The 24,248-nt window shown below is 53.0% G+C and carries 27 protein-coding genes; 5 read left to right on the top strand and 22 right to left on the bottom strand.

The window, feature by feature from the left end; all coding sequences use genetic code 11:
- Positions 1 to 67 precede the first annotated feature (67 nt).
- Positions 68 to 1,051: an ABC transporter permease gene (locus EDM54_RS22000; RefSeq protein ID WP_003386669.1), complete on the bottom strand. Its 984-nt coding sequence runs from the start codon at positions 1,049 to 1,051 to the stop codon at positions 68 to 70.
- Complete coding sequence (locus tag EDM54_RS21995; protein ID WP_227277895.1) at positions 1,029 to 1,946, bottom strand: ABC transporter ATP-binding protein; 918 nt, start codon at positions 1,944 to 1,946, stop codon at positions 1,029 to 1,031. The genes EDM54_RS22000 and EDM54_RS21995 overlap by 23 nt, the downstream gene beginning before the upstream one ends.
- A gap of 174 nt (positions 1,947 to 2,120) precedes the next feature.
- Between EDM54_RS21995 and EDM54_RS21990 the strand changes: the two genes are divergently transcribed.
- Positions 2,121 to 2,909: a GDSL-type esterase/lipase family protein gene (locus EDM54_RS21990; RefSeq protein WP_122958783.1), complete on the top strand. Its 789-nt coding sequence runs from the start codon at positions 2,121 to 2,123 to the stop codon at positions 2,907 to 2,909.
- A gap of 18 nt (positions 2,910 to 2,927) precedes the next feature.
- Here the strand turns inward: EDM54_RS21990 and EDM54_RS21985 are convergent, their stop codons facing one another.
- The 8 genes from EDM54_RS21985 to EDM54_RS26600 form a co-directional block, all read right to left on the bottom strand.
- The gene (locus tag EDM54_RS21985; protein ID WP_024984970.1) at positions 2,928 to 4,160 is read right to left on the bottom strand and encodes an MDR family MFS transporter; all 1,233 of its coding nucleotides are present in this window, start codon (positions 4,158 to 4,160) and stop codon (positions 2,928 to 2,930) included.
- A gap of 237 nt (positions 4,161 to 4,397) precedes the next feature.
- Positions 4,398 to 5,249, bottom strand: coding sequence for a YtnP family quorum-quenching lactonase (locus EDM54_RS21980; protein WP_003386673.1), 852 nt, complete (start codon positions 5,247 to 5,249; stop codon positions 4,398 to 4,400).
- A gap of 62 nt (positions 5,250 to 5,311) precedes the next feature.
- Positions 5,312 to 5,608, bottom strand: coding sequence for a hypothetical protein (locus EDM54_RS21975; protein ID WP_039070878.1), 297 nt, complete (start codon positions 5,606 to 5,608; stop codon positions 5,312 to 5,314).
- Positions 5,609 to 5,737: 129 nt separating this feature from the next.
- Positions 5,738 to 7,741, bottom strand: coding sequence for an NADPH-dependent 2,4-dienoyl-CoA reductase (locus tag EDM54_RS21970; RefSeq protein ID WP_122958782.1), 2,004 nt, complete (start codon positions 7,739 to 7,741; stop codon positions 5,738 to 5,740).
- 107 nt (positions 7,742 to 7,848) lie between these two features.
- Positions 7,849 to 8,298, bottom strand: coding sequence for a hypothetical protein (locus EDM54_RS21965; protein WP_003386678.1), 450 nt, complete (start codon positions 8,296 to 8,298; stop codon positions 7,849 to 7,851).
- Positions 8,299 to 8,375: 77 nt separating this feature from the next.
- A complete protein-coding gene (locus EDM54_RS21960) occupies positions 8,376 to 8,690 on the bottom strand; it encodes a hypothetical protein (RefSeq protein WP_003386679.1) in 315 nt (104 codons plus the stop codon).
- A gap of 201 nt (positions 8,691 to 8,891) precedes the next feature.
- The gene (locus EDM54_RS21955; protein WP_003386680.1) at positions 8,892 to 10,343 is read right to left on the bottom strand and encodes an LCP family protein; all 1,452 of its coding nucleotides are present in this window, start codon (positions 10,341 to 10,343) and stop codon (positions 8,892 to 8,894) included.
- A 211-nt stretch (positions 10,344 to 10,554) separates the two neighbouring features.
- Positions 10,555 to 10,692, bottom strand: coding sequence for a hypothetical protein (locus EDM54_RS26600; RefSeq protein WP_003386681.1), 138 nt, complete (start codon positions 10,690 to 10,692; stop codon positions 10,555 to 10,557).
- 154 nt (positions 10,693 to 10,846) lie between these two features.
- On the opposite strand from EDM54_RS26600, the gene EDM54_RS21950 reads away from it, so the two are divergent.
- A complete protein-coding gene (locus tag EDM54_RS21950; RefSeq protein ID WP_003386682.1) occupies positions 10,847 to 12,070 on the top strand; it encodes an MFS transporter in 1,224 nt (407 codons plus the stop codon).
- Between the two features lie 92 nt (positions 12,071 to 12,162).
- Here the strand turns inward: EDM54_RS21950 and EDM54_RS27265 are convergent, their stop codons facing one another.
- The 7 genes from EDM54_RS27265 to EDM54_RS21915 form a co-directional block, all read right to left on the bottom strand.
- On the bottom strand, positions 12,163 to 14,223 hold the full coding sequence (locus EDM54_RS27265; protein ID WP_122958781.1) for a YecA family protein: 2,061 nt from the start codon (positions 14,221 to 14,223) through the stop codon (positions 12,163 to 12,165).
- A gap of 79 nt (positions 14,224 to 14,302) precedes the next feature.
- Positions 14,303 to 14,575 carry a hypothetical protein gene (locus tag EDM54_RS21940; protein ID WP_003386684.1) on the bottom strand — a complete coding sequence of 91 codons (273 nt, stop codon included), beginning with the start codon at positions 14,573 to 14,575 and terminating at the stop codon, positions 14,303 to 14,305.
- Positions 14,572 to 15,663: a hypothetical protein gene (locus EDM54_RS21935; RefSeq protein WP_003386685.1), complete on the bottom strand. Its 1,092-nt coding sequence runs from the start codon at positions 15,661 to 15,663 to the stop codon at positions 14,572 to 14,574. The genes EDM54_RS21940 and EDM54_RS21935 overlap by 4 nt, the downstream gene beginning before the upstream one ends.
- Positions 15,664 to 15,914: 251 nt before the next feature.
- A complete protein-coding gene (locus EDM54_RS21930) occupies positions 15,915 to 17,495 on the bottom strand; it encodes a hypothetical protein (RefSeq protein WP_122958780.1) in 1,581 nt (526 codons plus the stop codon).
- A gap of 148 nt (positions 17,496 to 17,643) precedes the next feature.
- Positions 17,644 to 18,588, bottom strand: a complete 945-nt coding sequence (locus EDM54_RS21925) for a 3'-5' exoribonuclease YhaM family protein (protein ID WP_003386687.1) — start codon at positions 18,586 to 18,588, stop codon at positions 17,644 to 17,646.
- A gap of 17 nt (positions 18,589 to 18,605) precedes the next feature.
- Positions 18,606 to 19,136, bottom strand: a complete 531-nt coding sequence (locus EDM54_RS21920; RefSeq protein ID WP_003386688.1) for a YkvA family protein — start codon at positions 19,134 to 19,136, stop codon at positions 18,606 to 18,608.
- Positions 19,133 to 19,759, bottom strand: a complete 627-nt coding sequence (locus EDM54_RS21915; RefSeq protein ID WP_003386689.1) for a DedA family protein — start codon at positions 19,757 to 19,759, stop codon at positions 19,133 to 19,135. The genes EDM54_RS21920 and EDM54_RS21915 overlap by 4 nt, the downstream gene beginning before the upstream one ends.
- Positions 19,760 to 19,970: 211 nt before the next feature.
- Between EDM54_RS21915 and EDM54_RS21910 the strand changes: the two genes are divergently transcribed.
- Positions 19,971 to 20,459, top strand: a complete 489-nt coding sequence (locus EDM54_RS21910) for a DUF2062 domain-containing protein (protein WP_003386690.1) — start codon at positions 19,971 to 19,973, stop codon at positions 20,457 to 20,459.
- A 109-nt stretch (positions 20,460 to 20,568) separates the two neighbouring features.
- Here EDM54_RS21910 and EDM54_RS21905 read toward each other — a convergent pair whose 3' ends face one another.
- Complete coding sequence (locus tag EDM54_RS21905) at positions 20,569 to 20,793, bottom strand: hypothetical protein (RefSeq protein ID WP_024984964.1); 225 nt, start codon at positions 20,791 to 20,793, stop codon at positions 20,569 to 20,571.
- A 73-nt stretch (positions 20,794 to 20,866) separates the two neighbouring features.
- Positions 20,867 to 21,619, bottom strand: a complete 753-nt coding sequence (gene nadE / locus EDM54_RS21900) for an NAD(+) synthase (protein WP_122958795.1) — start codon at positions 21,617 to 21,619, stop codon at positions 20,867 to 20,869.
- A 122-nt stretch (positions 21,620 to 21,741) separates the two neighbouring features.
- Between nadE and map the strand changes: the two genes are divergently transcribed.
- A complete protein-coding gene (map, locus tag EDM54_RS21895; protein ID WP_003386693.1) occupies positions 21,742 to 22,488 on the top strand; it encodes a type I methionyl aminopeptidase in 747 nt (248 codons plus the stop codon).
- A gap of 51 nt (positions 22,489 to 22,539) precedes the next feature.
- Here map and EDM54_RS26595 read toward each other — a convergent pair whose 3' ends face one another.
- Together EDM54_RS26595 and EDM54_RS21890 are read right to left on the bottom strand one after the other, a co-directional pair.
- On the bottom strand, positions 22,540 to 22,710 hold the full coding sequence (locus EDM54_RS26595; RefSeq protein WP_003386694.1) for a hypothetical protein: 171 nt from the start codon (positions 22,708 to 22,710) through the stop codon (positions 22,540 to 22,542).
- A gap of 71 nt (positions 22,711 to 22,781) precedes the next feature.
- The gene (locus EDM54_RS21890) at positions 22,782 to 23,123 is read right to left on the bottom strand and encodes a PspC domain-containing protein (protein ID WP_003386695.1); all 342 of its coding nucleotides are present in this window, start codon (positions 23,121 to 23,123) and stop codon (positions 22,782 to 22,784) included.
- A 181-nt stretch (positions 23,124 to 23,304) separates the two neighbouring features.
- On the opposite strand from EDM54_RS21890, the gene EDM54_RS21885 reads away from it, so the two are divergent.
- On the top strand, positions 23,305 to 23,559 hold the full coding sequence (locus EDM54_RS21885) for a hypothetical protein (protein WP_122958779.1): 255 nt from the start codon (positions 23,305 to 23,307) through the stop codon (positions 23,557 to 23,559).
- Between the two features lie 12 nt (positions 23,560 to 23,571).
- Here the strand turns inward: EDM54_RS21885 and EDM54_RS21880 are convergent, their stop codons facing one another.
- Positions 23,572 to 24,003 (bottom strand): DUF2935 domain-containing protein, encoded by a 432-nt coding sequence (locus EDM54_RS21880; RefSeq protein ID WP_003386697.1) that lies wholly within the window; start codon positions 24,001 to 24,003, stop codon positions 23,572 to 23,574.
- Between the last annotated feature and the right edge of the window lie 245 nt (positions 24,004 to 24,248).

Genomic DNA, 24,248 nt, shown 5'->3' with positions numbered 1-24,248 from the left:
AACGGCTCTGCTCGGGTTATTGAAGCACAGTCTCGTTATTGGCCCAAGCACCCCCCAACCAATCCGTCTACGACGTCACATCCCGCTTGATAAACACAGCATAGGCAACGACGAGCGATGCCGCCCCCCATACTGTCAACACTGTCAGTGAGAACGGCAGGCTCATGCCTTTGATCGGAGGCAGCGTCCCTGCCAGGTAATCGGTCAACTGCAGGTTGACGACGAACAAGTATTTGGCGCTTTCCCATGAGGAGGCCATCTGGGTCAAAATCGCCCCGCTGATCAATGCGGCCATCATAATGCCCATACCTGCGGCCGCGCTGCGGACCAATACCGAAACCATAAAGGTGATCGTTCCCACTACTACCGAAACAAACCAGCCCAATCCGTATTGCATCAGCAGGTACTTCCATTGCGGCAGCGCAAAGACTCCGGCAGTCTCCAGCTCTCCTCCGGCAATTTCGAAGCCTGTCAGCACCGGCATGTCCCAGCCTGCATAGCCAAACACCACTCCTGAAATCAGCGCAGCCAGGATCAGGGTCATCAGCACTGTGAGCGAAGTGAACAGCAAAAGTGTCACATACTTGCTGGTCAGCACCTTCCAGCGTCTGACGGGCCTGGTAAGCAGCAGCTTGATTGTCCCCTCGCTGAATTCCGCCGATACGAGGTCGACGGCCAGCACTACGATGATCATCGGCAGAAACAGCGATATCGCCTGATCCATAAAGCCGCGGGCAAACGTCGGAGCCCCCGGCGCCATCGGATTAATGTCGTGATCCAGATAATACTGCTGCTGTTGCACGGTGATTTTCAGAAACTCGCGCCATTCCTCCGGCAATCGGCTGGAGGCAAGCCGGTTTTGCGTGTCGACGATTTTCTGTTGAAGCAGCGCTCTCCAGTCGCTTGTTCCCATCTGCTCTTGGGCAGTGAGAACGGATCTGTATTGGGCATAGGTAAAAATCGGGATCAGAATGGCCAGGATGAGCAGAATGACGAGAAAACGGCGACGGCGCAGTATCTTGATGGTCTCATTTTGCACCAGGTCCAGCATGCCCATGTTCTGCTCCCCCTTCTTCTGTCGTTAGCGCGAGGAACAGGTCCTCCAGCGTTACTGTTTTTGCGGCGATGCCCAGGACGGCGATGCCCTGCAGAACCAAAGTCCGATTGGCCTCTGCGATCCGCTCGGTGTCCATTTTGCACATGATCCGGCCTTCCTTGGATGCCACGGCTTCTTCGACGAAAGGAAGAGCACGCAAGATACGGCTGGCCGCCTCTGTCGTCTCTGGAGAAACGCTCCATTCCACCTGATCGCCAAACTGTTCCATCAAGTCTTTGACAAGTCCGACCGAAATGACTTTGCCCTTGCCTATGATCGCTACCCTGTCGCACATCATCTCGATTTCGCTGAGCAAATGGCTGGAAATGAAGACAGCCAGCCCTTCCTCTTCGGCAAGTCTGCGGATAAACTGGCGCAGCTCGCGAATTCCTGCGGGATCGAGGCCGTTGGTCGGCTCGTCCAGGATCAGCAGCTTCGGATTGTGAAGCAGGGCCTGAGCGATCCCGAGCCTCTGCCGCATCCCGAGCGAATACGTCTTTACCTTGTCGTCGATCGCTCTTTGCAAATCGACAAAACGGACAATCTCTTCAATCCGCTCACGCGAGATGCCGCCGCTCATTCTGGCAAAGTGCTCCAGGTTTTCCCGGCCTGTCATAAACTTGTACAGCTCCGGATTTTCCACAATGCATCCCACTTGAGCGATTGCCTGGGGAAAATGCTTGTGCAGCGAGATGCCGCCAATGTGAATTTCTCCCGCATCTGCCGACGCAAGCCCGACCAGCATCCTGATAGTCGTGGTCTTGCCGGCACCGTTTGGCCCGAGAAAGCCAAATACTTCACCCGCATATACGTCAAAGGAAATGTCCTTGATGATCGGCTTTCCTCCCATTTGCTTGCGAAGCCCTTTGATTGACAATACCGTTTCCGTCAAATAGCTGCACCTCCTATCCTGTCAACTGCCCCTGCTTGGGCAAAAAAGGGTCTGTTGTGGTACACTCAAAATATATGTTTACTGTCACATTATACCATGCAACACGATTCAATACCGAAACGGGAGGTACCCATGCAAAGCTCCGGCAAATGGTTATGGCGCGTGTTTGGACTTCTCTCGCTGGCCTCGATGCTGCTGCTGGCGGCTGGTTTTGTGCTCGCTCTTGACCCGAGCCAGCTTGCTCCAGAAGGCCCAGTCGGCCCTGTAAAAGAGGCAAAGCCGCCTACTCTGGTCCCGGCAGAAGGAGTCCGGCAAATCGTCGGGCTCGGTGATTCGTTGACAAGAGGTGTCGGTGACGCCAACGGGCTTGGCTACATCGGACTTGTGCGGCAAGCTCTGGAAAAAAAGAGCGGCAACAAGATCACGCTGTCCAATCTGGCTATCAACGGGCAAGAATCGCCCTCCCTCGTAGCCCAGTTGTCTCAGAAGCAGGTGCAAAGCCAACTGGCAGCCTCCGACCTCATCTTCTTTACCATTGGCGGGAACGATCTGTTCAAGCAGTCCGGAGAGCTGGAGGAACTCGATGAAAAAAAATTGGCCGCAGCCACAAAACGGCTGACGGTCAACTTTGAAGAGATTATCAAGCAAATCAGAAAAGCAAACCCGGATGCAACGATTGTCTATGCGTCCCTGTACAACCCGTTTGGAGACACCGAAGCAGCAGCGGATACGATTCAGCCTGTCCTGGATTGGAACAGCGCAGCTTCCGATATTGCCGCTCGCTATCCCCGCGTGCTGGTCGTGCCGACCTATGACCTGTTCGTAAACAAGGAGCAAGCTTATTTGTATACGGATCATTTTCACCCGAACGCAGCGGGCTACAAGCGGATTGCCGACCGGATCCTGCAGGCGTTGGAATAACTTCGCTCCCCGCTCCCTTTAGGCCTGGACTCGCGCGGCATCGAGCGCTTTCCCGCTCTGCTTCAAGTACGCGCGCTGTCCAGCCCACTGGAAGGCTGTACTGGTCAAGGAAAAAGCGGCGACGACACAGAATAAAGCGCTGCCTCCCAAAGTAGCCAGGAAAATGCCGCCCATCCACGGACCGATGAACTGCCCCAGATTGCTGAAGCTCTTGGCCCCGTAATACGTACCGCGCATATCCTCCGGGGCCATGCGGTCAATCAGCACGTCAGATGCGGTAAAGGTGAGGATTTCACCCAATGTAAAGACGACCATGGCGATGATGAACACGCTCCACGAACCGGCAAAAGCAAATCCTACATCCCCCAGCGCATAGGCCACGTTTCCGACCACGATACTGGTGAGCGGCGTCCGTTTTTCCGACCAGCGCATAAGCGGCATCTGCATCAGCACGACGACAATCGCGTTTACGCTCATCAGGATCGCAAACAGCTTCGTCCCGTCAACCACAGACATTTCCGCGTACTTTGCCAAGGTAGAGGACATCTGCGAGTAGCCGATCGCCCCGAAGACGCCAGCCACCATGTACAGGCGGAAGGCCTTGTCCTTGACCACGACTTCAAAAGCTCGCTGAAAGCTGACGGCTTCCTTCTTCTGCCCCTCGATCTTTTTGATCCCAAACACGTTCAGCATCATTTGCAAGCTGATTACGTACACCAGGTAAATGGCCGCCGTTACGAGAAACGGCAGTGCGGCGGAAGTCATGGCCAGCATCGCGCCCAGTATCGGCCCGACCGCGACCCCGACGTTGATCGCCGTATAGCGGAGTCCGAAGACGCGGAAGCGTTTTTCCGGCGGAGTGACATCCGCCATCAGCGCTTGGGAAACAGGCTCGTAAAAAGAACGGCAGAGCCCGCCGATAATATTGAGCAGCAGAAACAAAAGCGGGCTTTTCCCGAATGCAAAACCGACGAACACAAGCATCCATACATAAAGGGCACCGAGCATGACCCGGCGCCGTCCGAACTTGTCCGAAAGGGTTCCCCCGAAAAATCCTCCGATTGTTCCGGCAAGCGCACCGGCACCAATCGTCAGTCCAATCATCCCGAGGTCCATATCCGTATGGTTGGACAAAAACAGAAACAGAAAGGGCATGCTCATCGAGCTGGCCGCCCGTACAAATACCGTCCCGACCACCAATGACCAGACAATCGGGTGAAACTCACGAAACATTGCGCTGACCCTACTCATTTTTCTCTCTCCTCTAGGTGTTCTGCTCTTCTACCAATTCCGAACAGTTCCGTAAGTTTTTTTTTATTGTAGTGAGCGGCACTTGATTCGTCAATCAAGTTTGAAGCTTTTTGATTATGGAAAATTTCGATGAGGATGTTCGATTATTTGATAAGGTTGGAAAAACTCGGAGGCGGACAGATGAAAATGCAAGAAAGCCGGGGCATCTCCCCGGCTCTGAAACGCAATGGCACGTCTTTATGCTTCCACTTTGATCTGACCGATCAATTCGTTCTGCTCATTCCACTTTACCGCATGATAGATGGCGTCGTGGTAGAAGGTAAACCACGCTCCATCCTTCAAGCCTTGTTTGACCCATTTTTCCTTGGCAAAAATGGAGTCCATCGGGTAATCGTCATAAGCCAGCACCCACAGAGAATTTTGATGTGCATGAGTCGGCATCAGATCAGCCATGTGCAGGGCAAGCTCGCCCCCGCTTTCCATTCTGACAATGCTGTGTCCCTGGCTGTGTCCCCCTGTATGGTGCATCGTGACACCCGGGATGACAGAAAGCTCGGAGCCGAAGGTCTGCACCTGCTGCTCGATCGGACGCCAGTTTTCTTCCCAGTATGTATTGCGGGAACGGATGTTGGGGTTTCTCATCTCCTCCCACTCCAGCTCCTGTACGTAAATAACGGCCCTGGGGAAGGTGGAGGACAACTGGCCGCCGTCCTTGACCGATACCAGTCCATTGGCGTGATCATAGTGCATGTGGGTCATTAATACAATATCAATATCTTCCGGAGAGAGTCCAACCGCTTGCAGAGACTCGAGCACCTCTGATTCTTCCTGCAATCCGAAATTGCGCTTCTGCTTTTCGGTCAAACGATCTTTCCCGATTCCCGATTCGATCAGGATGCGCTTCCCGCCCGCTTGCAGGAGAATGGGATCAGCCCGGAGCGGTATCTGGTTCAGCTCGTTGTTTGGGTAACGCTTGCTCCACAGAGGCTTTGGCACCACTCCAAACATCGCACCGCCATCCAACTGTGTCAGGCCGCCTCGCAGCCAGGTCAGGGAAAACTCCCCCAGCTTCCATTCTGTCAACTTCATTTGCCTCATCTCCTGTCTGAAAATAGGGTCAGGATAGTGAAAAAGCACCCTGCCTGGGTGCCCTATTGTTTCACTGCTACGTTGACCGTACGAGTCGCGGGCGACATTTCCAGACAAATTTCACTGGAGATGGCCTGGACAGACAGATCCGAATCGCAGCGTCTATGACTGAGCACAAGTTGTGCGATTTTCTCGGTTTCGTGATAAATGCTGATCAACGTTTGCAGCGGATTGGCACTGCCGCCGGCAATCACCTTAAAACCCGGGGCTATTGTAAACGTCCATCCCTCCACTTTTACAACCCGCTCGGTAGAGTGCAAGAAATGACGTTTTCCCAATAAGATGCCATTTTGATTCATCAAGGCGAGAGCCCCCATTCAAATTGATTTGAACAGCACATTTTTATTTTGCAAAAAAACATGTACAAATGATAGTCTTTCGACAAAAGATCCTAAAAGCCGACAATATTCTATTATGGTGCGAATGGATTATATATTCCTGCCGATCGCCGCTCCCTCGTAAATGGCCCGTTTGGCATCCAGCTCTCCTGCCTCTCTGGCGCCGCCAATCAGATGGACCGGCAGCTTTTCCCGCAATGCTTCATACAGGCGATTGTTTGGCGTGTTTCCGGCCGCGATCACGACTGTATCTGCCGGCAGCAGCTTCTCTTCCCCCTGATGCACGATCCGCACGCCCTCCGGCGTTATCTCGCGGTACTCCACCTCCGTCAGCATTTCCACTCCCTGCCTTTTCAAATTGGCGAGCACAGCCCAGCGGGTCGTTTTGCCCAGTCCTGTTCCCACATGCTTGCCACGCCTCAGTATCGAGATTCGTCTCGGACTTGTCTGCATCCGCTGCAGCTGCTTTGGCTCCACAATCCGATACTCCAGCAAATATTTCATCGTCTCGGAGGACAGCTGGGCGGGTTCCGCCAAAAGATGGGACAAGTCGCAGGCGATTCCTCCTGCTCCGATGATCACGACCCTGCTCCCCACGCTTGCCTTCTTTTCAAAGATCTGCGCATAGCTGACTACATGAGGCAGATCGATGCCGGGAAGCTCCGGAATGCGAGGGATGACACCTGTAGCAATCACTACTTCATCGAACCCTTCTGCGATAAGCTGATCAGCGCTTGCCTCGACACCAAGCCTGACCTCTACACCCAGCAGGCGCAGCTTTGTTCGGTAATATCGCAATGTTTCGGCAAATTCGGATTTGCCTGGGACCTGAACCGCGTATGTCAGCTGCCCGCCGATCTGTGTCTGTCTTTCCAGAACGACGACCTGATGGCCGCGCTCGGCGAGAACTCGTGCCGCTTCCAAACCTGCCGGGCCCGCTCCCACAACAGCTACTTTTTTTCTCACAGGCGCACTCGCCAGCTTCCACTCCTCTTCCCTGCCAGCCATCGGGTTGACCAGACAGGACGCTGTCTTGCCTTCGAAGATGTGGTCCAGGCAAGCCTGGTTGCAGGCGATGCATGTATTGACTTCGTCAAATCTGCCCTCCATGCTTTTCTTCACGATATCCGGGTCGGCCAGCAGCGGTCTTGCCATCGAAACCATATCCGCATATTGGTCCTCCAGGATTGCGTCTGCCTGCCTGATATCGTTGATGCGATTGCTGGCGATAACCGGAATGTTGACGGCTTCCTTGACCTGTTTGGCGACCCAGACATAAGCGCCGCGCGGTACCATCATGGCGATCGTGGGGACTTTTGATTCGTGCCAGCCGATCCCGACGTTGAGCGCATCTGCTCCGGCAGCCTCGATCTGTCTGGCGAACTCGAGCGTCTCTTCCATCGTGGTGCTGTCGGGTATGAGGTCGAGACCGGACATGCGGAAAATGACCGGATAGCCCTCTCCGACTGCCCCTCTGACCCGTTTCATCACTTCGATGCCAAATCGCGACCTGCGCTCGAAGTCTCCTCCCCATTCGTCAGTGCGATGGTTCGTGACAGGAGAAAGAAATTGATTGATCAAATATCCTTCCGATCCCATGATCTCGACACCGTCAAACCCCGCCCGTTTGGCCCGAAGCGCTGCATCGGCAAACGCCTGAATCGTCCGTTCGATCTCTTCCGGACTCAGCTCGCGCGGCTTCGTCCGGTTGATCGGCGCTTGCAGGGGGGACGGGGCGACCGGTTCCAGGCCGGTCGTCTCTTTGTACGCATAGCGGCCCGCATGGAAAAGCTGCATCGCGATCTTGCCGCCTGCCGCATGTACGGCTTGCGTAAGATGGCCAAGCTGCTCGACATGATGGTCGGCATACGCATTGCAGTACGCTTCACCCATGCCGCCCTCAGGGAGAACTGCAACTCCGCCTGTTACGATCAGGCCCACTTTGCCTTTTGCTCGCTCGGCATAAAAAGCGGCCAGCCGCTGAACGCCCCCCTCCAGCCTTTCCAGGCCGACGTGCATCGATCCCATCATGACCCGATTGTCCAGCGTCAACTGCCCGATCTGAATCGGTTCAAATACCCGTCTGATCGCCATATCAGCTCACTCCTCACCATCCGAATGAATGCTCATTCATTTCTTTGCGTAATACAATTCTCCACGCTCCTTTCATTTTCCTTCTCTTCATTCTGTCCGACCTCCCCCTACAGCCCCAGCAATTTTCCCAAATCGCTGGCCGCTTGCTTGATAATCTTCTCGGTCCCCTCTTCATCGGAGCATTCCACGACGAAATGATAGTCGAGGATAAAGGTGGCTTCTGCCAACTGGCCAGGGGCCAGGAATCGCTTTTTCTCCGATAGGGACACCTCTGCTACAATCTCTCTCGCCTGCTCCCACAAGCGTTCACCCTGCTCCGAAAGGTCAAGGCCCGGGTATTCCAGCTCGATCTCCACTTCACAGCTTTTTCCCGGCTCCAGCTCGTAGAGAAAAACAGACGCAGCCGGCTGCTCCCCTTCGGCTGGAGCAATAATCAGCTTTACTTCCTTGGTTTCTTCGTCTTCCAGCAAGGAATGCTCCGAACGCAAAATCACATCATGGATCATACCGTTCTCCGGCATGTTTTGGTCCCATAGTTCAATCAGTCTTTGCAGCATTTTGTCTACTCCTTCTGTTGCACACTTACGTTCCTATCCGAAGTATACCACGCCGGGGGGATCAACGAAAAACCCCTTCATGGCGAAGGGGTGGGTGTATTGTTCAAGTCCTTGTTATTGACGAATTCCGAGAGCCAGGCACGCCTTACTTCCTTGTTGGGGCAAAAAGCGAGCACGTAGCTTTCGCCGCGCATGTATTTTTCCTTGATCCAGTCCTTATGTTTGCGAAAGAACGCCTGTTGGAAGTCGATGGGCATCTGTTGGTATTCTTCAAGGGCTGAGGGGTTCTGGAGAAAAAAATCTTCATCATATATGATTTCTTCGTTTTGTTGGCGGCTGATCAGGTACACGAACGCGATCACCAGAAACAGGTTGACCAGAAAAATTGTCATCCAAATCCCTCCCTGTCCGTTTCATTTATCAGATTTATCTGTCTTCTCAGCATATTATTATTTTACCATGCTTTTGGTGTTTTTAAACCACTTTGCAATGATTTATCCAAAAAGTTTTTTTATGAATCTTTTTCCAAATACGGCATCGACGAAAAAAGAACACCCGACATCTCGGGTGTTCCTCTGTCATTTTGTTATGGATCAGGAGGTCGTTTTCTCGCCTTCCCCTGCTGGTGGTGGAGTCATTTCCTGACTTGGAGCAGGAGTGGGCGTTGGTTGAACAATATCCGGCGGCGGCGTCGATCCGTTGCCTGGCGTCGCACCCGATCCTGGAGTGGTGGCGTCCGGTGTCGGAGTCGTCTGCCCGCTCTGCTGGTTGTCGTCAGGCGCCATAATGTCAGGCGGCGGCGCGACTGTTTCATCCGCCTCTGCGGTGTCAGGCTGCGTTTCTTTCGGCTTGCTGGCTGCCTGCTCCTTCTTTGGCTTCGCCGGTTGCGATGAAGCGGCCGACTCGCTCGTTTTCTTTGTCGTGCGAGGCTTGCTGCTGGCATAAGAATCGTCCCCGGCCGCAAGAATTGGAGAGTCGTTTAATTTCGCAACGATGCTTTCCGTCTGCCCCATCTCCGTTTGCAGCGCGGCACGTATCGAATTCAGGTTCTCCTTTGGCAGGAACGTGTAGCTTCCTTGCCAGTAGGCGCCGTTGTCCAGAGTCGTCACGGAAGCGGAATTCAAGCCTTTGAAATCATAAGCCAGCCCTTTGATCTGCTCCTTGGACAAGTCGGTATGTATGTGCTTGGCTCCGACATCCATGATGCTGAAAATTTTGGTCAAGCCTTCCAGCGAGCCTACCTTGTTGATCACTGCGGCGATGACTTCCTGCTGGCGGCGGTTGCGGTCAAAGTCGCTGGAATAGTACTTCGTTCCCCGGTTGTCGTGGCGGTGGCGGACATAGCCAAGGGCCTGTTCGCCGTTCAACACTTGAACGCCCGGGTTCAGGTTGATATGCGTGTTATCGGTCGGATCGTCGTAGACCAGCTTGCGGTCCACGTTGACCTCCACTCCGCCCAGTTCGTCAATAACGGCTTTAAAGCCGTCAAAATCGACTGCTACGTAGTGATCAATCGGGATGCCCAAAAGCTCGGTCAACGTTTTTTTGGTCAACGAAATCCCGTCTTCAGTCGGTATTTGTTTCTTTCGTTCGGCTTGACGGCGCTCAGCCTCGCCGTTGGCAAAGACCGAATTGATCTTGTGGTAATCGCGGTATCCTGGAATCTTTACACGTGTATCGCGCGGCAGAGAAACCATTGTCACCTTTTTGGTGGTCGGATTGGCAACCGCTACAATCATCACGTCCGTATTCATCGAGCCTGTTTCAGGCCGGCTATCGCTCCCCAGAATTACGAGAGAAAGAGGTTTATCATTATGGTATGTAGGATCAATATTTACAGAAGCAGGCGACACATAGCCGTCCTGCGGCGAGGTCACCGTATCGAGGGCGTTGTCAATTTTCAAGTAGATCGCCCCGGCAACTCCCCCTATCAGGAGCAAGCAAAAAACAGTAAAGAACATCAACCATTTGCGCAGATTGCGGCGGCGGACTGGTTTCTTCGTCTTATGAGCAACAGTACGCGTTTTTCCGACTGTATCCGGCATGTGCATCAATCTCCTTGTCAGCGAAAACGCTTGGTATTGTATGGAAATGTTTCTGAAAATAAGAAAAGTGCTTTTCGACAATAAGCACTAAGTTTTTCTTCCATTGGTAAAATACTGACTAAGGTATTGTAGCACATTCATGTCCGCTTTTGTAGAAAAATGTTCCGATCATGCGAAACTCCCCCATCTGTGTCGATGAGGGAGCCCGCTTTTACTGTTTGCCGTGTGGCGCTTGACTGAAGCCCTGTACGGGGCCCTCAGGCTCTTTTTGTGTAGAACGGTGAGCGTCTCCGCCATGGCGCGTGTGACTTTCCTGTTTGCCGTTTAGATCATTCGACTTCTTTTCCATGTTACCCCTCCTTTTCGGCTAGGGAATAGTGTGTGCCGCTCTTCTGTTTCTCATCCTCCTATTTTTGCATGCTATATGCTGACCTTACAGTAATGACGTTCGGAAAAAACAGTGCTACAGTAAATAGCAAAAAAATACGGAGATGAAGGAAGATATGAGTGCCCAGACCGGCAGTTTGAATGCCAGCCCAGCGGCCAGCGCCGCTCCGACGGTTTATCGCATGTTGTTTGCCATTAGTCTCGTTCATCTGCTGAACGACAGTATCCAAGCCGTCATTCCCGCCTTGCTGCCGATTTTGGAGAGCAATTTGGCACTGACGTACACGCAGGTAGGCATTATTTTACTTGTAGTGAATCTTACTTCATCTGTGCTTCAGCCAGTCGTAGGCTATGTCTCCGACCGCAAGTCCCGCCCTTATATGCCTCCGATTGCGCTGTTGATTTCCGGGTTGGGCATGCTTGCCCTGGCCCTGGCCGACCAGTATTACGTGGTACTGTTGGCTGTCGCGTGCGTCGGTATCGGCTCTGCTGTCTTTCACCCGGAAGCGTCCCGGGTCGCGCATCATGCCTCCGGTCCCAGACGCGGGCTCGGCCAATCGATTTTTCAGGTGGGAGGAAACGCCGGCCAGGCTCTGGCCCCGCTGATGACCATCCTCATTTTTCAGCCGCTTGGCCAGCCAGGTGCGATGTGGTTCCTTGTTCCTGCGGCTGCAGCCAGCGCTGTCCTGGTTTACGTCGCGATCTGGTACCAGGGACAGCAGCGAGCGAGGAAAGCCGTGCAGGAGGCCGTAGCGTACAGCTTTAAACAAAAACGGATGATCGCTCTTGGCCTGCTCGTGCTCATCGTCAGTGTCCGTTCCTGGATGAACGCGGGCTATCAAAGCTTTTACCAGTTCTTTTTAATGGATGTCAAAGGGATGGAGTACGCCAGCGCACAGCTTTGCGTATTCGGATTTTTGCTCGCCGGAGCGATTGGAACCTTCATGGGAGGGCCGATCGCTGACCGCTTTGGAAAAAGAAACTTGCTCGTGCTCTCCACGCTCGGCTCGCTTCCATTGACCTTGCTCACGCCGTATGTATCCGGAATCTGGACGTATCCTGTCCTGTTCTTGAGCGGGCTTGTCATGCTCTCCAGCTTTTCCGTTACCGTCGTGTACGCACAGGAATTGCTGCCCGGCCGCATCGGCACCGTCTCCGGCCTGATTATCGGCCTTGCCTTTGGAATGGGCGGCATGGGAGCTCTCGTACTCGGCTACCTGGCTGACCTTCAGAGCATTTCCTTTGTCATCACGGTGTGCTCGCTCATGCCTTTGATCGGCGCACTTGGTCTTCTTTTGCCAAGCGACAAGGAAATTACGAGCTGGAACAAGACGGTATAAACGCAAGATTCCAGCGCAAACAATTTACGCAGACTTGCGTAAGCAAAAAACAACAACCCCGGGCTCGGATAGCCTCGGGGTTGTTGTTTTATTTATACCAGAACTCGCTGCTTGAGTCCCATAAGCTGGCCGATAACAGGCGGATAAAGCTCGGGTGTTCCGATCAAGCTCCATGTATCGTCACCGGTTTGGCCGACCAGTCCGGAAATCAGCCAGTCGGAAGCGAGCTGCAGGACATCCTCTGCCGGAAGCGTGAGCAGTACCCGATCGCCCTTGCTGTTTTTGACGTACCAGCCTTCCGCTGTTTTCTCTTCCAGAACCATTGTCTCTTCCTTCACCGTGCGGAAGCTCTCTTCGCTGCCAAACAGCCGCTGATGTGCATCCTTTTCCAGCAAAGTCCGGTAGCGGTATGCTTCAGGAAGCGTCTCCTTCAATTCTGCCAAAAGCGGCTGCATGACCGGCGTCAGCGTTGTCTGATGCTGTTTGTCCAGCCATTTGAAGAAAGCGGTCAAAACCGACAGCAGATTGGTTGCCAGCGTCTTCGTCGAAGCATCCACACGCGTAAAGATGTCGTGAACCAGGAAGTATGCCAGGTCCTCGCGTCTGAATTGCTCCCAGGAAAATCCGGGACCAAAGGCGCTCCGTACAAACGAGCGGAAGTTGGTCATGACCTCGTCGTACTTTTTCACCGTTGCCTCAGACTTGCCTTCGGTCATCTCCTGAACAAATTGGTGGATATCAGCCAAACGCTCCGGTTGAACCGTATAGACGCTCTCAGGCAATCCCTCGATCAACGGTCTGGAGAGCAAGCCGGCGATATGCAAATCATCGTTTGCGATGGCCAGGCGCGATTTGAGCGACTCCACCCGGATAAACCGGGCAACGCCCTGACCCAGCTTGTTGTCTTTTTCCAACTGCTCCACCAGCTTGTGGAGCTTGTCCTGCATCGTCTCATTGTCAGATGCAGCGACCAGGACCGGTGCGAGACCGTCCAGTGCGTCGTTCGCGGACAACAGCCATTTTTCCGTAAAGTACGTCTGGACAGCCCATTGCAGCACTTTGGAGGGCAGCGTAGGCTGACTTGTGATGAACAGCGTTCCTTTGGTCAGCTTTGCTCCCGTCGAGGACAGAGCTGTGATCGCTTCCTCCCCGGAGCTTTGAGGGAGCTGCAAGAGTGCTGCCAGCTCATCCAGTTGGGGAGCATACCCTTCCAACAAGACTGTTCCGTCCTGGATCAGAACTTCCGCCCGAACCTCATACAATTCCAGCAGCGTGTCCTTTAACGCTGTAAAAAGATGTTCTTCCTTCCGCGGGGCGTAGACCCAAATCTCGCGAGAGCCCTCCCGCTTTTTCAGCTCCAGCATTCGATGCGATTCAATCATCCGCTGCAGGCGGGACATATCCGGAACTTGATAAACGCGCCGAACCATGCCCTGCACGCTCCGGGGAGTTTCTTCCGCGCCAAACTGTACGATAAAGCGATAGAAGGCAGTGGTGTAGGTGCGTTCGGCGCTGTCGTCTGCCGCTTTGGAAATCTCGGGATGGGCTTTGAGCCACTCCAGCAGCGCCGGCTTCAGGTGAGGCTGCAGGACGATGCTGCCGGTGAACAGCACATCGCGCAATCCGAGCGAAAGCAGGCGGCCGGCAATCAATTGCCCCGGCTCAACCTGCAATGTATTTGTTCTGATGACGTATCGGACGTCGCCGCGCAACGGATGCTGAACGGTCAGCGCGTCACGGTCTACCTGCACGATCTCGTAAACATCGAGATTCAGACGGGAGAACGCACGGCGCAGATCAGGTTCCATCCGGCGCCCGTGCTGCTTGAGATAGTTTTCAATCGGCGTGTCGCCGTTCGTCTTGACGTCCAGTACAAGCCAGTTGAAGAAGTGCGCCGTCCACTCCGGGCTCATGACGCTCTCCCCGGACAGACCGACTTCAGCGGCAAAACGGGCACGCAGCTCCTGAACGGCATCGCTGCTCACCTGTCCGCTGACAAAGTGATTCAGCCGCTCTACCCAGCCGGCGTACTCCTTCTGGAGCTTTTGTTCATGGCGGCTGCGGAGCTCCGTAATCGGTGTTACGACACCGCAGCATTTTTTGTATTTTTTCCCGCTACCGCAGGGACACAGTTCGTTTCTTCCTACAGACATAAGGGGTTTGGATCTCCTTTCTATCCCGTCGCGGCATGCGCAGGGATCTAGCGCAATCCCCCTATAACTACCGCATATTTCAGGTCTTCGTATGTTCTCGTTTTGGTTCGTGCGAGATGCCGGCGTCTTGGACTGATTCCCACTCCTTGATAAATTGCTCCAGCTTGCGAATCAGTCTGACTATGCGTTGCTGTTCCTCCATGCATTCGGATATGGCCGCCAACTGATTGGCGGCGAACAGCTCCACAACTTTCCGTTCCATCTCCTGTAGGCGAATCCGATAACTCGCGATAATGTCGCGCAGCAAGGCAAACCTAACCTCCAACCGGATCTTGGCCTCCAGATCACTCATTGCTGATCGTTGGCTTTCAGCACTTGCTCAATGCCAAGTGCGAGTTGCTCATTTTTATGTTTCTCTTTCATCAGAACTTCTATAGCTTGCATATTGCTTTTTTGGAAATGGGCAACAACCTCCTGAGCCATTTCCTGATTGCGGACCTGCAGACGGTCCAGGGCCAGGCGAAGCATTTCCTTGGCCTCCTGATAAGCAGATTGAGTTTGAACAGCGTTCATTGGCAATTCCTCCTCAAATTGTAGTTGTTCATGTTGTTCATGTTGTCGTGTAGGCGGCGCTTCTTGCTGCTCATCGGGTGCTTTGGCAGGTGATGCAGCAATTTCTTCCCGCACTTCGGATTGTTCTGAAGGTGCTTGGTTTACAGACTGTTGCTCGATTTGCGCGGTTGTGGGAGCTGCTTCGGCGCTTGCTTTCTCCAGTTCCCATTCCACTTGCTCGCCGTCTGGTTCGGCATCGGCATCATCTTCCTCAGAATCGGTGATGTCTTCGCGGACAATGATGTGAAGCGTCTCCTCATCTGTGCGAAACCGATCGTCCAGAGCGGACAAAAAAACGGAGCCCTGCGGCACTTCTGCTTCCAGCTCCAGAAAATGCGTAAGCGACCTAACAGATATTTGCGCAATGCCATTTTTGCGGCAAAATTGGTACACCTGATCGTTGGCCAATGTCCAATCGGCCAAAAACCAGCGAACATCCCCCTGATATTGGACGAAGCGAAGATCGCGCTCCAGTTGCAGCATCCGCATGATCTGATTCCATCCAAACTGCGTTTGTCGACGCAGCTCAGCTACGATCTGTTCCAGCGTTTTCGGCGATTGGGTATCGCGCAAAAAACGATACGCCAGATCAAACAGTTGATGGGGCTGGTACGTTACCTCCACGATCGCTTCTGTCCGCCCGATGCGCACAGGCGACTGTTCCATCTGCAGTACTTTGGCCAGCAGCGCTTCTGCATCCATGTCCAGAAGGGAAATCAGTCCGGTCTCGTTCAAACGCGCACAGATTTCTTCGCGAGGAAGCGAGCGTTCGCCTGACCGAAACACCTTTTTAACGATACTCGACAGGGTATAGGTTGGCCGTTTCATATACTTTCTCCTTCTAGTTCGCTTGGCAAAACAACCGCCAAACAAATGGGAATCACAAAGGTATTCGACACGAATAAAAAAAATCCTACTACGGATTGCCCCGATTGTCCAATCTGACTGATTAGAAAATATCTTGCTGGCCTTTTACGGGCAGATTTGTGCCTACAAAAAGAAAGGGAGGGGGATTATCCTCCCCCTCACTGTAAACAGCGCGAAATCGTACCGCTCTCCCGCCAATTTTTCGCTGCTTTCTACTCTTCTTCTGACTTTTTCTTTTTCCCTTTCTCTTTCTCCAGGTATGTCTGCTTCTCTTTGGGCACGCGTTTTACCGGCTCTCCGGTTTGGGCGTTGAGCGCCAGAGTTTCCATATTAACCGGCAGGTAGACTAATTGCGGAAGCGAAGGGGTCTGCCCTCCGTATTCCGGATAAATATAGTACAGGGATACCTCCAGGTCGCGCAAAATTGCGTCTGTTGCCGCTTTTCCTTTGACGCTCGCCAGTTTTTCTTCTGTTTCCGGACGTTTGGTCATCTTGTGTTCTACTGAGCGAATCCCGCCTCTATCCGCATCGACCACAATCGTATACAGCGGCTGCAAGCCTATTGCGCCATTGGCAAACACCTCGTGGAAAGCGTATGTGTACTCCCGGTAGTCCTTCGACTTTTCAGCCCATTTTGGCCGTTCTGCAGAAAGACTCATTTCTTTTACGAGAAAGGATTTTTTTCCGGAAATCAATGCGTTTTGAACAAAGTTGACAGCCATTTTGCTTGCTTCCCGATCCGATAACGGCTCCTCGCGCTCTTTCCGTGCTTCGTCGTCGACACTGATCGTCCAGCCTTTCTTTTCTTTATCAAAAACTGCGTGAATGCCGGCCCTTGTTACAGGGGCATCCCATCTGCCATTTTTCTCGGCGGCTGTCTTTGTTTCCTCTCCAATATCAACGGGCACGGAGGGGAGCTGAAGCTCGGCTTTCAAAACACGCTCCAGCTTGAAGCTATCCTGCCAAGCAGACAGGTCAGCCTGACCGTTTATCTCGACCTGCTCCTCCTTTACTATGCGCATGGGAGACACCGGCTCTCCTGTCAAAGCGTTGACCGCCTCTACCGTGCGCGGCAGGTACAGCCAGCTCCCGTTTTCTTCATCGTAAACCAACTTCAGCTTCAGATTTTCTGCGATAGCGTCCTTCGCTTTTTGGACCGGAACCGCTTTTCGCGGATCATCGACCGAGGACTGATTCGGAAGCTTTACGTTTTCCCGTTTGACAAACACAATATCCCTGTCTCCGTTCACGACCACTTCCGCTGCTTTCTTCTGTAACGGAACGCCGTTGATCGTAGGATAGACTGACCAGATGGCTTTGTTTTCGTGCTGACCGTCCTCGATGCCCAACACCGCAAACGAGCTTGCCGTAAAATCGGGAGAGAGACGGTAGTTTACAAAATCGTTTACCAGCTTTTTATCTCCGTACAAATCGGGCAATTTTCCGCTTGCGGCATCCGGCTCCTTCACCTTTAAGGAGATCAATTCTCCATCCTCTTTGACCTTGATGGTAGCAGTTGCCTTCTCGTCGCTCCGTTCCGTCTTGCCCGCATTGGACAAGGTGACGGTGTATGTATCATCTTGATGGGAGATCGTCCCTACCCTCATATTTTTGAGCAGCGGAATATCATCACGCACGCCGGTGATTGTCAGTTGGGCTTGAAATGGCAGATCTTCCAGCTTGTTGAGCAGTGTCGTCATCAACGGCCGCTCTTGTTTTTCCGCAGCCCATGCCGGCGTAGCGAGCAGCGAGCACGCAATCAGCGCCACCAATGTTTTACTTCCGTTTTTCAATGAAAGCTCCTCCTTATTCATCACGTCTATTTGGTATTACGTTCCAGATAAGGAAATAGTCACACTACTTTCGATCTATGAAAATAGGAGCCTTTCCGCAAAAAACCGCCTGCCATAAGCAGACGGTTCTTTTTTAGGCTGTCATGCATCAATACCCTCGCCAGATTTTCCTCTTTACGACCGCGGAATAGGCCCACTCCTCGTCTTCCATGTCACTCAACGTTTGACCCAGCGCGTTCATCTTGCTGTCGATCATATCGAGGTGGTGGAACAGGATGGCCGTTGGCGTTTTTCCCGAGACGGCGCTTCCCCAGCCGTTTTCCACGTCGCCGTGGTGACTGAGAATGCAATGCTTCAGGTGAAGCACCTCCGCGTTCCCCAGCGGAATATCGTGTTTGCGGCAGATGCCGCTGACGATTTCCACTCCCATCACCAAATGGCCGATCAATTGTCCGGGCGTTGTATATTCGGGAGCGATCGGATCGGACAGCTCGTACAGCTTGCCGATATCGTGGAGAATGCAGGTCGCCACCAGCACATCCCGATCCGCCTGCGGATAGAGCGGGAGCAGCCTCTCCGCTGCGGAGAGCAGCGAGACGATATGCTCCAGAAGCCCGTGATAGTACTGATGGTGCATTCTCACGCCAGCCGGGAAAGCACGCAGTCTTTCTGCCGTTTCCGGGTCGCTCAAGGCTTCCGTGACGATGGTCTTCAGCGTATCGCTTTTCAGACTGTCGACCGCTTTCATCAGCTTGTCCCAAAGCTCGTCTGCAGGGAAGGGTGAGACGGGCACCAGAGATTCCATCTGCACCTCATCCGATGCTGTCGCCAGCCGGACCCGCTGGATGACCAGCTGCTTTTTCCCCCGGTAGCTTTGCACAGCGGCATCAATTTTGATGACGGACTTAACCTGAATCTCTTCTTTGAGCTCGGGTGTGACATCCCACAGCTTGGCACTGATCGTGCCCGAACGGTCTCCCAGCTCCAGATTGAGGTACTCGCTCTGGTTGCTGGCGACCCCCGCTTCCTTGCTTTTCACCAGACAAAACGCGACAACCCGTTCTCCCTCTTGATAATCAAGCAAATATTTCATAGATAGGACCTCTCGTTTTATTTTTTTCGAAACAGTGTCTGTTCGATCTTTTTCACCAGCTTTTTGCCCAGCAGATCATCTGCAGAACGGACGACCTTGGTGATGACGCGGAGCAAGTCTTCTTCTCCGTTCCAGTGCTCCTTCACGATGCTCTCGTCGACATCCACGAGTATTTTTCTCAGCGCATAAACGGCGAACACGACATCGTCCAGCAGTCCGAAAGCGCCTGTAATCGCCTCCGGGATAAAATCGATCGGTGAAATGAAGTAAGCGACGGCAGCTCCGGCCAAAGCCTTGGCCTGCAGACCGACGCGCTTGTCGACCAGCAGCCGCGCCAGCAAAACAAACAGGTCCGGAGCAAGCAAAATGTATTTCGCCACCGCTTCGTTGCCGCTCTGCTCCCGAATGAACGCCTCGATTTTGGCTCTCAGCTTGTCGTAAAAGCGCTGGTGCTGTTCAGGCAGCTCGATGGGAACCAATTCTCTCGACTTTTGAACTGCCGGCAGGTTCTCACCCGTACCGCGGTTGTCTTGTTGCTCTTCGCTCAAGTGTGATTCCCCCTTTTCGGTTTTGACTGTGCCCTGCGCATGCGCCAAAAAGACCATGCGGCGATCAGGGCAAATACGGCTACGAAGAAGATCGCCAGGTTTCTGGCAATGAGATTGAACAGCTCGTCCCAGCGTTCGCCCAACTGCCACCCGAGTGTGACGAATAAAACACTCCAAAACAGCCCACCTGAATAGGTGTACAGCATGAAGGTCGGAAACGGCAGACGGGTAATCCCGGCGAAATACGCGGTAAACTGTCTGACACCAGGGATAAAATAACCGAGCGGCAACGCCCATTTTCCTACCTTGTTAAACCATCCTTCCGTTTTTTTATACAGGGAGTAGCCCAGTCCCAACTTTTTCCCGTACCGCTCGATAAAGGAAAAGCCCAAGGTTCTGCCGATCCAGTACGCTGACGTCATCGCGGAGATCGACCCCAAGAAACAAGCGATAAAGGTGGGAACGAGCTTTAACTGCCCTGTGGACACCAAAAACCCCGAGAAGACGAGCAGTGTTTCCTCCGGAAGGGGCATTCCGAGAATTCCTAGAAAAAACAAGCCGAACAAGGCTCCATAACCATAGTGTGTGATATATCCGCCAAACGATGTTACGATTTCCTCCATGCAAGACACCACATTTCAACACCGGATAAACTACTCCCTCATTATGCCAAAAACAAAGCTCAGGCACAAACATTCGCCCAGCCATATTCCCTGATTTTGGAAATTGCTGTAGAAAAATGACGAAAAACTGCACGTCAGCCGTGGCTTTCTTGGTCCCTTTTCGCTATAATGAGTTGAATGAGTTGAACTGGTAAACGAGGGACAAGCCGGCATGTGGAAAAAAATCTTCCGAAAAATGAAGTACGAGTACTACAAGCTCATCCGGATGAAGGGAGCCCCATCCTTTGTGGCTCGCGGATTCTCCGTTGGTATTTTCGTCGAGTTCATTACGTTGCCGACCTTTGGTCTGGCATTTCTCCTGCTCTTTCCGCTGGTCAAACTGTTCCGTTGCAGCCTGCCTGCCGGACTGATCGGCTTCGTCATCGGCAAGCTGGTCTTGCCTATCTTCATGGTTTTGAACTATCAATTGGGTTACTCGATCGTGGGCAGGCCTCTTCAGGAGCATCTGGAACACAACAATGAATCGGTCGCGGGCTGGCTGGTCTGGATGAAGGAAAAAGGATTGGCTTATTTTACCGGAAGTGCCGTCATGGGGCTGATCGTCGCCATCGGAAGCTACTTCCTGGTGTACTCCGCTTTGCAATGGTACCGTCGCAAGCGTGCGCGGCGTGTTCCTGCGCGGGGGCCATCCACTCCGTAAAACAAAGCCCGCAAGCTGCAGAACCGAACATGCGTCTGGACGTTTTTCACATGAAAAAAGACCGGTACTGACTCTATCGTCAGACCGGTCTTTTTTCATGCGGCATAGATTATCCAAAAAAGCCCTTTTCCCGCAATTGGCTCATGATTTCAGCAACGGTCAGGTTGCCTTCTTGAAGCAAGAGAAGAGTTTCCTCTACCTGTTCAGGGGACAGTCCGTTAGCACCCAGGCTTTCTCGGACAAGGACGATGTTCGGACGGCGGAAGTGCGTTTGCAAGGTCCGAAGAACGCGTCCTTCCAGTGACGTTTTCAGCATCAGTTCAGTTGTCGACATCTGTTCCACCTCTTTACTAGAAAGATTTGCGCGTACCTTTCATTATCGTACAAACCGGACAAAGAATCAATGTTTAGATCTCCGGCATCAGACGGCGTTTGTGCTCCGAAATTCGGTGCAAGTAATCGATGCGCTTCTTGGCCTCCGGATTTGTTTCTCCTGTGATCAGCAGCCGATCCAATTCCTCGTAGGTAAAGCCCATTTCCTGTTCGTCCGTCTGTCCTTCCCACAGGTCTGCAGAAGGCGGCTTGACGATGATGGATTCGGGAACCCCCAGTTCACGGGCGAGAATCCGCATCTCGTGCTTGGTCAGGCTGGCAACCGGGTTAAAGTCAGCCAATCCGTCGCCGCCTTTGGTCATGTATCCGACATGAACCTCGCTGCGATTGCAGGTGTCTGCTACCAGGTACCCCTTTTGATTGGCGATCGCATAAAGCGTCGTCATGCGCAAACGCGCTTTGGTATTGCCCCGGGTTTTATCGTCCAGCTTCAGCACACCTTCAATCGCAGGCAGGATGGCATCATACGCCGGACCGATATCCACCGTAAACAGATCGAGCTGGATTGCCTCTGCCAATTTGCGGGAATCCTCTTCGTGGACAGGAAGTGAATAGGCAGGCATCCATACGCCGATGACCCGGTCCCGCCCAAGTGCACGGACGCAAAGCGCTGCTGTCACCGCGCTGTCGATGCCCCCGGAAATTCCGACGACTGCACCGCCCAGGCCAGGTCCGTCCACCTGCTCACGGATGAAGGCCAGTCTTTTCTCGATATCTTCTTTCACATGAGCCTGGTAATTCGCCAAATGTGCTTCAAACTTGTCCAAGTCAAGTCCCCCCGTCTCCAACATTTCCTCCTCATCCTACCATGCGGAATTGACTGTGGCAATCGACGGCAAACAGGTCTACACTATAGAGAGAAAGACTTACTTTATGAAGGAGCGAACCGATGATCATTCTCAAAAACCAAGAAGAAATCGACCAGATGAGAGCAGCAGGCGAGATTCTGGCTGCCTGCCATCGGGAGTTGGCCAAATTGATCCGCCCGGGCATCACGACTTGGGAAATCGATCAATTCGTCGAGGGATTTCTGAAAAAACATAACGTAACTCCCGAACAAAAGGGATATTCCGGCTATCCATATGCGACATGCGCTTCCGTCAACGATGTTATCTGCCACGGCTTCCCTAAAAAAGAGCCCCTCAAGGATGGAGATATTGTCACGATCGACATGGTCGTCAACCGCAATGGCTGGCTCGCCGACTCCGCCTGGTCCTACGCTGTCGGCAATATTTCGGAAGAAGCGAGACGGCTTCTGGAGGTCACGGAAAAATCCCTGTACCTGGGGATTGAGCAGGCAGTCGTGGGCAATCGGATCGGCGACATTTCCCATGCGATTCAGACCTACGCCCAGGAGCAAGGGTACTCGGTCGTTCGCGACTTTACCGGCCACGGCATTGGGCAAAAAATGCACGAAGAGCCGTATGTTCCCCACTACGGTCCGGCAGGCCGCGGGCCGCGCTTGAAAGAAGGCATGGTAATTACGATCGAGCCGATGCTGAACGTGGGGACGTATCATGTGAAAATCGACGAGGACGGTTGGACGGCGCGTACACGCGACGGCAAGCTGTCGGCACAGTATGAGCATACGATTGCAATCACAGCTGACGGTCCGTTGATTTTAACAAAGCAATAACAGGCATAAAAAAAGTGGCCCCCTTTTGATCAGGCGGAGCCACTTTTTGCGTTATGCGCGGACGCTGTTTGCAGTAGTGCTGGTCAACTCTTCCAGCTTCTTTACGTCTTTCTCCAGCTCGCGAATATCTTCTTCAATCAGCTTCTTCAAGTGCTGTTTCTCCCGCAGTACCTTGCGGGTCTGCTCCAGACGCTGATTCATGTCGAACACGCCGAGATACACTGCCTTTCCCTCCCTATGTAAGTGCTGCACTCTACCTTACATCGTATGCAGAAAGGCAAAAAAGTTGTCGTCTAAATCCCTCTCCACTTGGCCAATTCCGCGCGCAGGCGATGCACCTCTTGGACCAGTGCGCGTTTTTCCAGCCGTTCGATCTCACTGTCCAGATCGTAGCCGCGTCCGAACATCGGGTCAAAAGGATCGCAGCCATCATGGCTGTAAGACCAAACCGGCTCCTTTGGCATCAGCAAGGCCAGGAGAAAATAAATCAGAAGCGGCACACCTGTAAACAAGGTCAGGATCACCACACCGATCCTCACCAATGTAGCATCTACCCCGAGAAAACGGGCCGCTCCCCCGCAGACACCAAACAGTCGCTTGTCGTAACGAGATCGATATAGACGTCTTTCCATCATGACATTCCTTCCTCTCTTTGTATCCGTTTCCGTTTGTATCTCCAAGATACCCGAAAGGAACGCCGATCAAAACTGGCCCTGGGGGGATTTGTCCTCCGTCCCGGGACGGAGGACGCGGTCGGACCCCGTTTGGCGTATGAAATGGCAAAGCTACGACCACTCTACAACTGAGGTGAATTCGATGCCATTTCTGATCATGTTTCTGGCTGCAATGTTGGCAGGATGCACGCCTGCAAATGAGTCGCCCGGACAGATGCGGACAAACGCTGTTTTGGATAGCGACCGAAGCATGTATTACCAGCAAAACGTCCTTCTCCCCCCTGGCATGGAACCAAACGCCACACCGTACGGAACACCGGCAAATTCCGGAACAGCCGGAGAATACGACCGCAGCCTTCGAAAAGACGCCGTATCCCATTACCCGGGGTTCGAATAAAACGACTCGTCGTCAGATCACCTGATTGGCAAGCAGGGCCTGCGTAATGCCGATAAAGTATTCCGATTCCCGGCGAATGTGGTTGAGCACAGTTATGGCTACGGGATTGTTGCGATACGGTGCACTTGTTTCCCCTATTTGGTTAAGGAGCTGGATAAACTGCTCACTCTGCTGCATCGCGAATGTGACCAGCTCCCTGATTTGGTGCAGCGTTTCAGCGCTCACCTGATTGCCCGACCTCACGACAACTTCGATGTATCGTACGAACATGCCTTGCGTTTGAGCAAAAGCCTGCTCCCACGCCATCAGTGCCTCTACGAACGGCGTTTCCAGATTGGGCGCAAGCTCCCGAAGCACAACGGTATGCTCGTTCTCTTGCTGCTTCCAAAAGTCTCCCTCGTCCAGAATCCTGAGCGGCATCTTGTCATCGTAATAAAATTGCACAAAGACTCCTCCTCTGTATATCTGTGCCCGTTTGGGTCCACCACAGTTTATGTGCCGAAAGCCCAAGGTTGTGCTTGATTTGTAGAGTAGAGAACTGAAACTTTCGGGCGACCGTATGGTCGCCTTGCTCATTTCAGCTCCCCCTCATCAAACCGTACGTGAGGTTTTCCCTCATACGGCTTTCCGATGTTCTTCTTTCTTTGGCATTCGGCTTACTTTATCCGGCTAATTTCAATAAACTACCC

It is taken from the genome of Brevibacillus borstelensis (genome assembly GCF_003710865.1).
Lineage (GTDB): Bacteria > Bacillota > Bacilli > Brevibacillales > Brevibacillaceae > Brevibacillus > Brevibacillus borstelensis.
The sequence above is the reverse complement of the archived record's forward strand: the minus strand, read 5'-3'. Positions and strand labels throughout refer to the sequence as shown.

Coding starts and splice junctions, on each gene's coding strand:
- EDM54_RS27265 (WP_122958781.1), bottom strand. CDS start 14,223: ATGTCTGTAGGAAGAAACGAACTGTGTCCCTGCGGTAGCGGGAAAAAA.
- EDM54_RS21975 (WP_039070878.1), bottom strand. CDS start 5,608: ATGAATCAAAATGGCATCTTATTGGGAAAACGTCATTTCTTGCACTCT.
- EDM54_RS21940 (WP_003386684.1), bottom strand. CDS start 14,575: ATGAGTGATCTGGAGGCCAAGATCCGGTTGGAGGTTAGGTTTGCCTTG.
- EDM54_RS21960 (WP_003386679.1), bottom strand. CDS start 8,690: ATGACAATTTTTCTGGTCAACCTGTTTCTGGTGATCGCGTTCGTGTAC.
- EDM54_RS26600 (WP_003386681.1), bottom strand. CDS start 10,692: ATGGAAAAGAAGTCGAATGATCTAAACGGCAAACAGGAAAGTCACACG.
- EDM54_RS21925 (WP_003386687.1), bottom strand. CDS start 18,588: ATGAAATATTTGCTTGATTATCAAGAGGGAGAACGGGTTGTCGCGTTT.
- EDM54_RS21915 (WP_003386689.1), bottom strand. CDS start 19,759: ATGGAGGAAATCGTAACATCGTTTGGCGGATATATCACACACTATGGT.
- EDM54_RS21885 (WP_122958779.1), top strand. CDS start 23,305: ATGCCATTTCTGATCATGTTTCTGGCTGCAATGTTGGCAGGATGCACG.
- EDM54_RS21970 (WP_122958782.1), bottom strand. CDS start 7,741: ATGGCGATCAGACGGGTATTTGAACCGATTCAGATCGGGCAGTTGACG.
- EDM54_RS21910 (WP_003386690.1), top strand. CDS start 19,971: ATGTGGAAAAAAATCTTCCGAAAAATGAAGTACGAGTACTACAAGCTC.
- EDM54_RS21890 (WP_003386695.1), bottom strand. CDS start 23,123: ATGATGGAAAGACGTCTATATCGATCTCGTTACGACAAGCGACTGTTT.
- EDM54_RS21905 (WP_024984964.1), bottom strand. CDS start 20,793: ATGTCGACAACTGAACTGATGCTGAAAACGTCACTGGAAGGACGCGTT.
- EDM54_RS21955 (WP_003386680.1), bottom strand. CDS start 10,343: ATGCCGGATACAGTCGGAAAAACGCGTACTGTTGCTCATAAGACGAAG.
- EDM54_RS21995 (WP_227277895.1), bottom strand. CDS start 1,946: ATGGGAGGAAAGCCGATCATCAAGGACATTTCCTTTGACGTATATGCG.
- EDM54_RS22000 (WP_003386669.1), bottom strand. CDS start 1,051: ATGCTGGACCTGGTGCAAAATGAGACCATCAAGATACTGCGCCGTCGC.
- map (WP_003386693.1), top strand. CDS start 21,742: ATGATCATTCTCAAAAACCAAGAAGAAATCGACCAGATGAGAGCAGCA.
- EDM54_RS21965 (WP_003386678.1), bottom strand. CDS start 8,298: ATGCTGCAAAGACTGATTGAACTATGGGACCAAAACATGCCGGAGAAC.
- EDM54_RS21980 (WP_003386673.1), bottom strand. CDS start 5,249: ATGAAGTTGACAGAATGGAAGCTGGGGGAGTTTTCCCTGACCTGGCTG.
- EDM54_RS21935 (WP_003386685.1), bottom strand. CDS start 15,663: ATGAAACGGCCAACCTATACCCTGTCGAGTATCGTTAAAAAGGTGTTT.
- EDM54_RS21990 (WP_122958783.1), top strand. CDS start 2,121: ATGCAAAGCTCCGGCAAATGGTTATGGCGCGTGTTTGGACTTCTCTCG.
- EDM54_RS21950 (WP_003386682.1), top strand. CDS start 10,847: ATGAGTGCCCAGACCGGCAGTTTGAATGCCAGCCCAGCGGCCAGCGCC.
- EDM54_RS21985 (WP_024984970.1), bottom strand. CDS start 4,160: ATGAGTAGGGTCAGCGCAATGTTTCGTGAGTTTCACCCGATTGTCTGG.